At 47.7% G+C, this 12,300-nt stretch carries 11 protein-coding genes; all 11 read right to left on the reverse strand.

Going from position 1 to position 12,300, the window contains the following annotated elements:
* Positions 1 to 31: 31 nt before the first annotated feature.
* The 11 genes from AELLOGFF_RS12965 to AELLOGFF_RS13015 all read right to left on the reverse strand — a co-directional run bounded on the left by AELLOGFF_RS12965 (position 32) and on the right by AELLOGFF_RS13015 (position 12,266).
* The gene (locus AELLOGFF_RS12965) at positions 32 to 1,195 is read right to left on the reverse strand and encodes a D-alanyl-D-alanine carboxypeptidase family protein (protein ID WP_159269131.1); all 1,164 of its coding nucleotides are present in this window, start codon (positions 1,193 to 1,195) and stop codon (positions 32 to 34) included.
* Positions 1,196 to 1,221: 26 nt separating this feature from the next.
* Positions 1,222 to 2,082, reverse strand: a complete 861-nt coding sequence (locus tag AELLOGFF_RS12970; RefSeq protein WP_159269132.1) for a septal ring lytic transglycosylase RlpA family protein — start codon at positions 2,080 to 2,082, stop codon at positions 1,222 to 1,224.
* Positions 2,079 to 3,044: a lytic murein transglycosylase B gene (gene mltB, locus AELLOGFF_RS12975; protein ID WP_200842669.1), complete on the reverse strand. Its 966-nt coding sequence runs from the start codon at positions 3,042 to 3,044 to the stop codon at positions 2,079 to 2,081. Before mltB ends, AELLOGFF_RS12970 begins: the two co-directional genes overlap by 4 nt.
* Positions 3,045 to 3,112: 68 nt before the next feature.
* Positions 3,113 to 4,258, reverse strand: coding sequence for a rod shape-determining protein RodA (gene rodA, locus AELLOGFF_RS12980; protein ID WP_159269134.1), 1,146 nt, complete (start codon positions 4,256 to 4,258; stop codon positions 3,113 to 3,115).
* The gene (gene mrdA / locus AELLOGFF_RS12985) at positions 4,251 to 6,158 is read right to left on the reverse strand and encodes a penicillin-binding protein 2 (protein WP_159269135.1); all 1,908 of its coding nucleotides are present in this window, start codon (positions 6,156 to 6,158) and stop codon (positions 4,251 to 4,253) included. The genes rodA and mrdA overlap by 8 nt, the downstream gene beginning before the upstream one ends.
* A 12-nt stretch (positions 6,159 to 6,170) precedes the next feature.
* Positions 6,171 to 6,638 (reverse strand): 23S rRNA (pseudouridine(1915)-N(3))-methyltransferase RlmH, encoded by a 468-nt coding sequence (gene rlmH / locus AELLOGFF_RS12990; protein ID WP_159269136.1) that lies wholly within the window; start codon positions 6,636 to 6,638, stop codon positions 6,171 to 6,173.
* Entirely contained in the window at positions 6,628 to 6,972 is a 345-nt protein-coding gene (gene rsfS, locus AELLOGFF_RS12995) for a ribosome silencing factor (RefSeq protein WP_159269137.1), read from the reverse strand. Before rsfS ends, rlmH begins: the two co-directional genes overlap by 11 nt.
* On the reverse strand, positions 6,972 to 7,673 hold the full coding sequence (nadD, locus tag AELLOGFF_RS13000; RefSeq protein WP_159269138.1) for a nicotinate-nucleotide adenylyltransferase: 702 nt from the start codon (positions 7,671 to 7,673) through the stop codon (positions 6,972 to 6,974). The genes rsfS and nadD overlap by 1 nt, the downstream gene beginning before the upstream one ends.
* Positions 7,674 to 8,930: a glutamate-5-semialdehyde dehydrogenase gene (locus AELLOGFF_RS13005; RefSeq protein WP_159269139.1), complete on the reverse strand. Its 1,257-nt coding sequence runs from the start codon at positions 8,928 to 8,930 to the stop codon at positions 7,674 to 7,676.
* 184 nt (positions 8,931 to 9,114) lie between these two features.
* Positions 9,115 to 9,732 (reverse strand): LON peptidase substrate-binding domain-containing protein, encoded by a 618-nt coding sequence (locus tag AELLOGFF_RS13010; RefSeq protein ID WP_159269140.1) that lies wholly within the window; start codon positions 9,730 to 9,732, stop codon positions 9,115 to 9,117.
* On the reverse strand, positions 9,732 to 12,266 hold the full coding sequence (locus tag AELLOGFF_RS13015; RefSeq protein WP_159269141.1) for an efflux RND transporter permease subunit: 2,535 nt from the start codon (positions 12,264 to 12,266) through the stop codon (positions 9,732 to 9,734). The genes AELLOGFF_RS13010 and AELLOGFF_RS13015 overlap by 1 nt, the downstream gene beginning before the upstream one ends.
* Positions 12,267 to 12,300 lie beyond the last annotated feature (34 nt).

The raw sequence follows: 12,300 nt of genomic DNA on the forward strand, positions 1-12,300 counted from the left end.
TCACACGGGAAAACCCGCTCTTAATAAAAAGTTAAGAAATCAGGTTTAAAAAGAACAAAATAATGCTGTCCCATAGGCGCTTCAAAATACCGCCTTCCTCTACGGCCTGCAACGATACTAAAGGCGTTCGCAAACGCTCTTCGCCATCCAAATTCACCACAAGTTCACCGTGAACCTGATCGGCAACAATAGGGGCAATAAGCACCTCATCAACATTTAACTGGGCTTCAAGGGCATCACTCTTGCCACGAGGGATGGTAATAAACACATCCTTTTTAACCCCTAAACTTACTTCTTCGCCCTCACCTTTCCAAACTTTTGAGCGAGTTAGCTCTGCTCCACCCGCATATAGCTGGTGCGTTTCAAAGTAGCGAAACCCGTAAGATAATAATTTTTGCGTCTCCCGCTCCCGAGCTTGAGTGCTGGATGTCCCCATTACAACCGAAATTAAACGCATTCCATCACGCTTAGCAGAAGTGACAAGACAATATCCAGCGGCGGTGGTGTGGCCAGTTTTTAATCCGTCAACACTTGGGTCACTCCACAACAGGCCGTTGCGGTTACTTTGGCGAATATTGTTGAACACAAAGTCATGCTCACTATACAAAGCATACTCATTTTTATAAGCAATTATCGCTCTAGCAAGAATCGCTAGATCACGAGGTGAGGTATAGTGCTCGGGATCCGGTAAACCATGAGAGTTAACAAAATGGCTGTTATTCATTCCTAGCATTGCAGCATGCTGGTTCATCATGCCGGCAAAAGCATCTTCACTACCTGCAATATGCTCCGCCACAGCGACACTTGCATCATTGCCTGATGAAATCACCACACCCTTATGCAGCTCTCCTAGAGTGACTTGCTTGCCCACCTCAATCCACATCAATGATGAGCCATTAAAAATAGGGTTTTGCGCCCAAGCATTTTTACTAATGGTAACAAGGTCATCATTGCTTACTTGACCTCGCTCAAGCTCATAAGACAATACATAACTCGTCATCAACTTGGTCAAACTAGCTGGCGGTAAGCGTTCATCAGCATTATGCTCAATCAGCACCTCACCACTATTTGCATCCATTAAGAAGTAAGCCGACGCCGCCACACTAGGCGCTGCAGGAACTAAATTTAGCTGAGCCAAGCTACTTGAAGATACGACTATTGTTGCCACAAAGGCTGCAAAAACACGCTTAAACATAAGACCCTTAAATGCTCTCGTTAATATTAGGAGTCACCGGCATCAACCACTAAATGAGGCTCGCCGGTCCACTGTTGTTTTAATACTTTTTTGGCCGCCTGGGCAGACGAATAGTCAATAAACGGCCCAATTCTAACCCGGTGCAATGTCGTTCCGCGCCCCTCGCTAGTTGCAATCATCACGGGATAAGCTAAATCTGCGCTAAGCTTCTGCTGCAGTACATTAGCTGAGTTCAGCTGAGAAAACGCAGCCACCTGTAAATAATATCTCGCGGCGGCAGCATTAGGTGCTAATTGGGTATTATCCGTATCAATGACTTCAATTTCTACCCGCGCCGTTCCTTGGTTAACATAATCAAGCTTTACTGCAGCGGCATACGACAAATCAATAATGCGGTCAGAATGAAAAGGGCCCCGATCATTCACTCGAACAACGGCTGTTTTACCATTATCCAAGTTGGTCACTTTGACATAAACCGGAATAGGTAGAGTCCGGTGGGCAGCCGTCATTTCATAAAGACTATAGATTTCGCCATTTGACGTAGCATGGCCATGAAACTTAGTGCCGTACCATGAAGCAATACCACGCTGCTTAAAGCCACGATGCTGTTCAACTAAGCGATATTCCTTACCATTGACAACATATGGGCTGATATTGCCGGAAACACGAAGCACCTCGTAGCGGGGTTCTGCATCAGCAATGGTATTAGGGTCTAGCTTTTGTAAAGGAGCACCATCTTTATCAAACTGATAACGTGATCCACCAGTGCCCCCTGAGGTTTCTCTAGGAGCACTACCAATACCATCCCCTTTCTTTTCAACTGGCGGTGCCGACGCGCAACCAGCCATCACCAAAACCGCAACTATCGCCAAAAAGCGATGGTTCAAGGCTTACTAACCTCATGCATTTTAGCATCAATCAGCTGGCTTAACTGATACGCCGCCATTGCATACATAGCACTGTGATTATAACGGGTAATAACATAAAAATTCTTCAGGCCAACCCAGTATTCATCACCGTCAGCGCCATCCAAACGCATTGCTGTCGCCTTCTGCGCCGCATCTAATGTTGCTTTAGTGGTGATACCCGCATCACGAAATTGAGCAACGGTTTTTACAGGCTTGAGGCCAGTATTAAACAAGGCTTGATCAACACCCTCTTTTATAACAGCACTACTTACCACTGGCTCACCGTATCGCCAACCATGACGCTTAAAGTAATTCGCGACACTACCAATCGCATCTACCGAGCTATTCACAATATCCACTTTGCCATCGCCGTCAAAATCAACCGCATAAGCGCGATAGCTACTAGGAATAAATTGGCCAAATCCCATTGCGCCGGCATAAGAGCCCTTTAAACTAAACGGTTCAATTCCCTGCTCCCGCACCATTAACATATATTCTTCTAGCTGACCCAAAAAGAACTTGCTACGCCGAGGAAAATCAAATCCCAAGGTTGCCAGGGCATCTACGACCCGGTAACTACCGGTATTACGGCCATATCGAGTCTCAACCCCAATAATTCCGACAATCATCGACGCCGGTACGCCATATTCTTTTTCAGCACGCGCCAGCTCGTCGCGGTGCTCTTCCCAAAACTGCACACCTTGGGTAACGCGAGAATCTTGAATAAAGATTTTCCTATATCGCTCCCATGTCATTACCGATTCGGCAGGCCTAGACATAGCGTCCAAAATTGACTGCTTAGCTTCTGCCTGCTTTAAAATTGCCTGCACCCATTCTTTGTCAAAATTGTGTTTTTCCACCATGGTTTTGACAAATTCAGCAGATCCCGCATGACTGCTGTAATCCGCTTGCGCACTACTGACAATCAACAGTGTCGCCATCAGGCTTCCAGCTATTCTTTTAACGAAATGTCTTTGCTTGTTTTGTGTTTTCACGTCATGTCCTATCATTATTGATGTACTAATCGCTCGTCTGCGCAAATACTCATCAAAACTCCAAACCCCACCAGTAAGGTCACCAGTGACGTACCGCCCTGACTAACGAGTGGCAGAGGAACCCCCACTACCGGCAGCAAACCTGAGACCATACCCATATTTACAAATATGTAGACAAAGAAAGTAAGAATAATACTCCCGCCTAGTAGGCGACCGAAGCAATGCTTTGCTTGTGAAGCAATCCAAAGGCCTCTACTAATGATCAAACCATAGAGCAACAATAGCAGTAATACGCCTCGAAGACCGAATTCTTCAGCCAAAACAGCGATGATAAAGTCAGTGTGACTCTCAGGCAGAAAGTCCAAATGCGATTGAGTACCCAGCATCCAACCTTTACCTTCAAAACCACCAGACCCTATCGCTGTTTTAGACTGAATAATGTTCCAACCGGCACCAAGTTTATCCAACTCGGGGTTCAAGAGTGTAAGTATACGCTGACGCTGATAATCATGAAGCACAAACTCCCACATGGGGTACGCTGCCAACGCTAGTAAGCCAAGGCAGGTAAAAATAAACGCCCAACTAATACCTGCTAAAAATAAGACAAATATCCCGGAGGTCGCAATAAGTATCGATGTGCCCAAATCTGGCTGCATCACAATCAACACCGTCGGAAACAAGATAAGCAACAGACTTCCCAGGGTATGCCTGATCCCAGGTGGCAGCGGATGGGTTGATAAATACCAAGCCACCGCCATAGGTAGCACTAATTTTGCTAGTTCAGCAGGCTGGAAACGGAACCCTCCTATACTGAGCCAACGCTGAGCGCCCTTGGCCCCAACGCCAAAAAACTCCACCGCTAATAACAGCACTAACACCCCAATGTAGGCAAATGGCGCCCAGCGCTGCAACTGACCAGGATGAATTTGTGCGACCAGAATCATAACGACAAACGCAACAGATAAAAAACGCCCCTGCCGCAACACCGTGCCGGCACTACCGTCACTTGCGCTGTGCAACACCGTTAAACCCACGCCGCAAAGAATAAGCAACAAAATCAAAAGTGGGATATCAATCCGCAAACGCTGACTAATGCTCTTTTGATTACTCATACTCCGGCTATCGCCGGGCAGTTGTCGCAAGAAATCGGTGTTATTCATGAACGTGCGCTCCAGTATGAGCGTCAATAAAAGAATCGTGATTATCTGATCCAGCGACAACATCAGGCTTTTCATCGCCTAATAAATAGGCATCGATCACCTTTCGCGCTGCCGGACCAGCAACACTACCACCGTGCTCACCGTTTTCAATAACAACGGCAACCGCAATTTTCGGGTCATCTGCCGGCGCAAACGCAACAAATAACGCATGGTCACGGTTACGAGCATTCAAAGCTTCAGAGTCATACTTTTCACCCGCAGCAATGCCAACAACCTGCGCAGTGCCACTTTTAGCCGCCATTCGATAGCTTAAACCCGCTTTCAAACCTCGACCTGTACCCTGAGCACCATTTACAACCTGCTCCATAGAGTGCGTAATGGCGTCCCAGTTAGCCTCTGAAACATCATCCATGCGGCCACGCAAAGGTGAGTCAATTGACTCTTCTCCCGCCGCGGCCAATATGCGCGGTGCGTAGAGTTCGCCCCTAGCGGCGATAACTGAAGTTGCCACCGCTAATTGTAGTGGGGTCGCCAACATAAACCCCTGACCAATACCGACATTAATCGTTTCGCCTGGATACCAATGCCCACCACGGCTAGCTTCTTTCCATGCCCGAGATGGCATCAAGCCTGAGCGCTCATTGGTATTATCTATTCCCGTCACCTCACCAAGCCCAAAACGTATCCCAAAGCTATGCAAGCGATCAATACCCAGCTTGTAAGCTAATTCATAAAAATACACATCACAGGATTGCACCACAGCCTGTTCAAGGTTTATCAGGCTACCGTGACCACCGCGCTTCCAGTCTCGATATCGGCGACTATCATCTGGCAGACTAAACCAGCCAGGATCAGCAATACGAGTCGCCGGCGTGACCACGCCGTAATGTAAGCCTGCCAAACCCCATATAGGTTTTATGGTAGATGCTGGAGGATATTGCCCCTGTAGAGCACGGTTATACAATGGAAGATCAGGATCGTTTTGCAGTGCACCGTAGTCGGCAGAACTAATACCATTTACAAACAAATTAGTGTCGTATCCAGGCGCACTCACCATCGCAAGTACACCACCTGTATGCGGGTCCATAGCAACAATAGCACCACGATGACCTTTCAGCGCGTCATAGGCGACTTGCTGCACATGGGCGTCTACGTTTAACGTTATATCCCCGCCTGGCAGGGGATCATGCCGCTCCAAAACACGCAATATGCGACCGTGCGCATTACTCTCAACGTTTTGGTATCCAACAGTGCCGTGCAACAACTCCTCGTAATATTTTTCGAGCCCGATTTTACCTATGTAATGTGTTCCACTGTAATTAACCGGGTCGATAACGTCGAGCTCACGTTCGCTTATTCGACCAACATAACCCAGCAAATGTGCAAATAGCTCCCCTTGCGGGTAATGACGTACTAGCTGCGCATCAATCTCCACCCCCGGCACCCGATAACGATTTACCGCCAGCTTTGCAATATCTTCATCACTCACCCTAAATTTTAACGGCACCGCTTCGTAAGGCCGGCGGCGGCCCAAACGTTTGCGAAACTGCGCTATATCGTCATCATTAAGAGGAATAATTTCATTAATAATTGCTAGGGTCTCATCCAGAGACTTGACCCGTTCCTTTACCACCGTGAGCGTATAACTGGGAATGTTTTCAGCGAGTAATAATCCGTTGCGATCGAAGATAAGCCCACGCTTTGGGGCAATCGGCAATAATTGAATACGGTTGCGATCAGACTGGGTTTTATAAATTTCGTAATCAGAAATTTGTAATTGAGAATAACGACCAATCAAAATCATGGTCATCACCAATAACATCAATATTGATATCGTGACCCTATGCCCATAAACTCGGCGTTCATAAAAGGTATTTTTTAACTGCTGGCGTCGAGGCATATTATCCAGCCATCAGCGGTGATAAGGGTGATTATTAAGAATAGTCCAAGCCCGATATAGCTGCTCAGCAAATATCACTCTCACCAGCGGGTGTGGAAGAGTCATTGCCGATAAAGACCATTTCTGACGCGCTATAGCCAAGCAGGATTCACTCAAGCCATCGGGGCCGCCCACTAAGATACTGATATTGTCACCATCCATTTGCCAGCGACGCAAAGACTCTGACAAGCTTTCAGTGCTCACCCCCTTACCTAATACATCTAAAGCAACAACGTGATCTCCTGACGGAATCGCCGCTTTCATTGCATCGCCTTCTTGACTAATAGCGCGACGAATATCCGTATTTTTGCCTCGCTTAGGCAGGGGAAGCTCTTTAATCTCAAAATTAATTTCCGCCGGAAGCCGCTTGCGATACTCAGCCACCCCCGCTTCTACCCATGCCGGCATTTTAGTGCCGATACAAATTAGACTAACTCTCATCGCTTCCAGGCACAGGCACTTGCCACAAGCGCTCTAGGTCATAAAAAAGCCGGGCTTCAGGTAACATGATATGTACCACCACATCACCAAAATCTACCAACACCCAATCGCCAGCATCCTCACCTTCCATGCCTAGTGGCACAACGTCAGATTTTTTAGCGTCAACCCACACATTGTTCGCTAATGACTTTACATGGCGATTCGAGGTGCCACTGCACACCACCATAAAATCGGTTACACCACTCATGCCGCGCACATCTAAGACCACAATGTCTCGGCCTTTAACATCTTCAAGCGAATCGACAACAAGCTTTTTAAGTTGTTCTGCATCCATTAAACAGGATTTCCTATATCTTTCATTGTGTATAAACCGTGTTCAGCGATATAGCTCGCTACAGCGTCGGGAACAAGGTATCGAATCGACCTACCGGAGGCCAGCCGTTGCCTAATATCCGTTGCCGAAATAGGCAACTGAATCAAACCTAACTCATAAAAACCACCGGCACTCATCGTTTTTAAAGAGCAAACGTCGGTAACCCGGCGCGCTGCAGTAAATTGGTCGACATCAGCCTGTGCCGCTACAGGGTGATCGGCTCGATGAAGCAACAATACATTGGCCAATTCAAACAAAGACTGCCAGTCCTGCCAGCGATGTAATTGATTAAAGGCATCGCTGCCCATCACTACGGTAAGCGACACTGCCTCGCCCATTTCCACACGCAGATCCCGCAGGGTATCCACCGTATAAGACGGTCCATCACGCTTTAATTCGCGATCATCACTAAATAACCCCACTTCGCCACAAATTGCCGCATTCACCATGGCTAGCCGCTGGCGACTTTCCGCACCAGGTGCACCACGCAAAGGGGGGCGATGGCTGGGCATTAGACGCAATTCACTCACGCCTAATGCCTCTTTAATTTCTATCGCTGAACGCAAATGACCATTGTGTATGGGGTCAAAGGTGCCACCAAAGATCGCAACAGAGTGGCGCTCTTTAGCCTGCGCGTCTGAATTATGCTGTAAATCCGTCATCTAGACCCGAATATGGCCGTCGCCAAGCACGATATATTTCTGGGAGGTCAGGCCTTCTAAGCCAACAGGGCCACGAGCGTGAATCTTATCTGTTGAAATCCCAATTTCTGCGCCCAAACCATACTCAAAACCATCAGCAAACCGCGTCGACGCATTAATCATCACCGAGCTAGAATCCACCTCACGTAAAAAACGACGACCAACAGTATAGTTTTCAGTAACGATTGACTCGGTATGCCCCGAACTAAATTGCGCAATATGGTCCATTGCCTGCTCTAAGCCCGACACAACACGAATTGACAAAATTGGCGCGAGATATTCCGTCGCCCAATCCTCCTCTGAAGCCTCTACGGCGCCCATAAATATTTGTCGCGTACGCGGACAGCCTCGCAATTCTACGCCTTTTTCCATCATCGCTTCCGCAATTCTCGGCAATAGCTCCTCAGCACGAGTTTCTGCAATGAGCAAGGTCTCCATGGTATTGCAAGTACCATAACGGTGGGTCTTCGCGTTTAACGCTATTGCATACGCTTTATCCGCATCAGCGGCATCATCAATATAAACATGACAAATACCATCTAAATGCTTAATCACTGTGACCGTCGCATCGCGTGAAATACGTTCAATCAACCCCTTACCACCACGGGGTACAACCACATCAACAAATTCCGGCATAGTGATTAACTCACCTACTGCCGCACGATCTGTGGTTTCCAATACTTGTACCACTGTTTCTGGCAAGCCCACCGAGGCCAAACCTTCTCGAATACACATAGCCAGTGCTTGATTAGAGTGAATTGCCTCAGAACCACCACGTAAAATTGCAGCATTACCCGACTTCAAGCACAAACTGGCGGCTTCTAAGGTCACATTCGGGCGAGATTCATAAATAATGCCCACAACACCTAGAGGTACTCGCATCTTACCCACCTGTATGCCACTAGGGCGGTAGTTAAGGTCACTAATTGCACCCACAGGGTCTGCCAGCGCGGCAACCTGAGTCAGGCCTTCAATAATGCCGTCGATACCCTTGTCATTTAAAGCTAAGCGATCCATTAATGCAGGCTCTAAACCATTGTTTTCACCCGCAGCAAGGTCCTTAGCATTTGCCAGTAATATCGCCTCGCGATGTGCATCCACCGATGCCGCCATTGCAAGCAATGCGCGATTTTTTACGCCGCTATCTGCTGCTGCAATAGCTCGCGATGCCTGCCGAGCTTGCCGCCCCAGCTGGCCCATATAGTGTTTAATGTCCATTAACGTCTGGCTCTCCGCACCCGCACTGATGACTTAGGGCTTGCTCCACCCATGTCGCCTCGCAAAAAATAAAGTCTGCAAGACAACCTTCCTCAGCACTAAATATGGCTAAGAATAAAAAGACGGCTAGTATAGCGGATTGGAAATGGTCTCACTATCAACAATATCGCCCAAGCGATTATCACTAACTAGCTAAACCATCTAGCAGCTCATGGAGAGTATCCAATCGCTGCAGCGGGTCATTAATACTCAACAATTGATACGCCTGCTCCTCAGGAAGGGGCAGTAGCTGAGCAAGCCGGTAGGCCAGTGCACCAGCCTCGTCGATGTCCAGCGTCATTCCTAAACGCTGAACATGAGGATGCTCACCAAGTTGCAACAATAAGTCGTGCAATTCTTCACTGCGCGGCGGCAACGGTAAATCTGCTTGTTCGGGCAACCATTCGACATCGCCTATATACAAGCCCGTATCAGCCAATTGCGCACGGCCAATCTGAAAGCGACGCCCGCCCTCAACGACAATACCGAGCAGGCCGTCAGGCAGCTGATCCCAATCTGCAATTCGTGCTTCGGTCCCCATTAAGGCTAGCGTGGCCTGCTTATCACCTGGCGACAATACTTCTTTACCGCCTTCTGGCATCCACACAATGCCAAAGCTGCTTTGGGAGCGCATGGTGTCGCGCACCAAATCCAAATAACGCCGCTCAAAAATCCGCAAGCCCATACGACCACCGGGAAACAATACTGTACGCAGAGGAAATAACGGCAATTCAGCACTGTTTTCAGTAGTCGAATCCAACATTAAGCAGGCTCTCCAGCATCAGGCCCCAAAGGCTTAACCAATAAAATAAGCTTTGGCAGTAATAGCAATGCCCCCAATAGGGCCGCCGCCATCGCCAGTCCGGTCAACAAGCCAAAATAAATGCTGGGCGTAAAGTTAGATAAGGTCAGAATTGAAAAACCAAACACGATGATAATGGAGGTGTAATACATGGCCTTACCGATACTGGCATGACTGCGATACATCGCTGCCAAATAGTTCTGGTCATGGGCAAACTCTTCCTTAAAGCGGTGGACATAATGAATAGTGTCGTCTACCCCAATCCCCACGGTGATGGCAGCAATCGTAATCGTCATCATATCGAGTGGTATTCCGGCCACACCCATCCCTCCAAGCACCGCACCCGCGGCTAGAAGGTTCGGGGTAAGCGCAATCAAAGCTAAACTCACTGAGCGAAACAGCACAACAAACATCACTAAAATTGCCACAAATACCGCACTCAAAGTCATAATTTGTGAAGTAAATAAGCTTTGCAGCATATTGTTATATAACACCAACATACCCGTAAGGTGGACTTGCTCAGGCTCAAAACCCAGCTCATCAACCAAATGAGTGCGAACATCCGCGAGTAATTGCTGACGACTTAAGCTCCGGCTAGTCTCTTTTACCCGCACATTAATCCGAACCTGGTCGACATCTGCAGCCAAATAAGGATCCATTAATATTGAGGTAATTGACTCCGGAAGTGAGCGCTCAGCTAGGGCCAACTGGAGGTCATCTACATTGCCCATCACAATCTGCATGACCTCATAGAAGGTCGCAAGAGACATGACCTTGCCGGTTTCAGGTAAGCCATCAACATAATCATGCACAGTCTTAATACGCTGCATACCTGCCACGGTAAACCATTCGCTTTGCGACGCCCCACCGCCACTAAAATCGTCACCGCCAAAATCATCATCAAATGCATCACTGAAATCATCAGCAAAGTCATCGCCAAAATCATCAGCGATAGCAGGGGTATCCGCAAGCGGTTTTTGTTTTGGAAGGTCTATAATGATATCGAGAGAGATTGTTCCACCAAGCTCAGAGTCAATGGTCTCCATTCCCTGATAAATTTCGGTGGTGTCGTGAAAATAATCAATGAAACGGTTTTCAACCTTGAGTTGGGATATCCCCCAAACACTCAACACCAACAGACCGCCAGACACCAGCAAGATTGTCTTACCATAGTATTCTGCTGCCAAAGCAAAGTAGCGGGTATACGTCGCCGGCTCGTCCTTTCCACCTTTCTCGGCTCTTGGTTTTAACAACATCAGTACGCAGGGCAAAACAATAAATGTCAGCACCAATGCAGCAACAACACCTATCGTCATCATCCAGCCAAAATCGATAACAGGGCGAATTCCGCTAACAACCAGAGAAGCAAAGGCAACCAGTGTCGTCAACGCAGTATAAATACAGGGCCGCATCATCACGCCAACCGTTTCAGAGACCAAGGTATATTGATCTGCGTTAGGTTGTGCCGCCGCGAATTCGCGATAGCGCACAACCAAATGTATGGTGATTGATAACGTAATAATTAACAGTAGCGCTACAAAATTGGCAGAAATAACCGTCAACTTCCAATCTAAAAAGCTAAGTAAACCCAACATGAACACCACGTTGAGCACACAAGTAGAAAGCGGAAGCAGCGTCCACCGCCAGCTGCGAAAAATAGCTACCAACAACACAACAATGAAGATCAAAATTCCTGTGCCAAAAACTTTTAAATCACCTTTCACAAAATCGATCATATCCACGGCGATCATCGGTACACCACCCAAGAATACAGTAGCGTCGTCGCGGTAATCTTTGACAATATCCCTCGCTTGGGCGACTAAACTTGCCTGCCGCTCGTGTGCTTCAGAGGTATAATCCGCAAAAGTTTTTTCAAGTTCAATTAACTCACTTTGTTCATCCGCAGAAAGCGCATTCTCCTCGCCTTTAGCGCGCAAGGCATCGCGCTGCCCCAACAATTCAAAATAACGCTCATCACGTTTCAAGTTGACCTGAATCGCCGTCGTAGTGCCATCAGCGCTAGTAAGCAATGATTTATAAATAGGGCTAGTCGCAAGCTCTTTTTTGACAAGCTCAATGTCAATATCAGGGCTGCGCAAGGTTGGAATCTCACCGCCCGTGACTTGCCCCAAGGATACTCTGGGGCTCTGCAGCAAGGGTATGTCCAAAATAGAGTTCACCGAAGAGACATTTGGCAGTGTCGCTAAACGTCCTCGCATCTCATCCAATGTTTTTAACTGTTCAGGGGCAAACAAGTCTTCATTGGGCTGGTAGGTCACCAGCAGAAAGTCTTCTGAACCGTAGCGTTTGCTAACCTCTCGATAAAAGTCGAGAGAGCTATCACCCTCTAGCACCAATGCATCTGCCGAGGCATCCAGTTTCAAACTTGGAATATACGTCGCCAACCACGTCATGCTCGCCAGCAAAATCACCATGACCCAAAATGCATTTTTCAACACTATGCGTTGATACAACGAAAACAGCGACGCAGCCATGCCAAACCCTCAATAAACGAATGAAGACCGAGCC

Source organism: Zhongshania aliphaticivorans, assembly GCF_902705875.1.
In the GTDB taxonomy this organism is placed as follows: domain Bacteria; phylum Pseudomonadota; class Gammaproteobacteria; order Pseudomonadales; family Spongiibacteraceae; genus Spongiibacter; species Spongiibacter aliphaticivorans_A.

Coding starts and splice junctions, on each gene's coding strand:
- AELLOGFF_RS12965 (WP_159269131.1), bottom strand. CDS start 1,195: ATGTTTAAGCGTGTTTTTGCAGCCTTTGTGGCAACAATAGTCGTATCT.
- mltB (WP_200842669.1), bottom strand. CDS start 3,044: ATGGCGACACTGTTGATTGTCAGTAGTGCGCAAGCGGATTACAGCAGT.
- rodA (WP_159269134.1), bottom strand. CDS start 4,258: ATGAATAACACCGATTTCTTGCGACAACTGCCCGGCGATAGCCGGAGT.
- mrdA (WP_159269135.1), bottom strand. CDS start 6,158: ATGCCTCGACGCCAGCAGTTAAAAAATACCTTTTATGAACGCCGAGTT.
- rlmH (WP_159269136.1), bottom strand. CDS start 6,638: ATGAGAGTTAGTCTAATTTGTATCGGCACTAAAATGCCGGCATGGGTA.
- rsfS (WP_159269137.1), bottom strand. CDS start 6,972: ATGGATGCAGAACAACTTAAAAAGCTTGTTGTCGATTCGCTTGAAGAT.
- nadD (WP_159269138.1), bottom strand. CDS start 7,673: ATGACGGATTTACAGCATAATTCAGACGCGCAGGCTAAAGAGCGCCAC.
- AELLOGFF_RS13005 (WP_159269139.1), bottom strand. CDS start 8,930: ATGGACATTAAACACTATATGGGCCAGCTGGGGCGGCAAGCTCGGCAG.
- AELLOGFF_RS13010 (WP_159269140.1), bottom strand. CDS start 9,732: ATGTTGGATTCGACTACTGAAAACAGTGCTGAATTGCCGTTATTTCCT.
- AELLOGFF_RS13015 (WP_159269141.1), bottom strand. CDS start 12,266: ATGGCTGCGTCGCTGTTTTCGTTGTATCAACGCATAGTGTTGAAAAAT.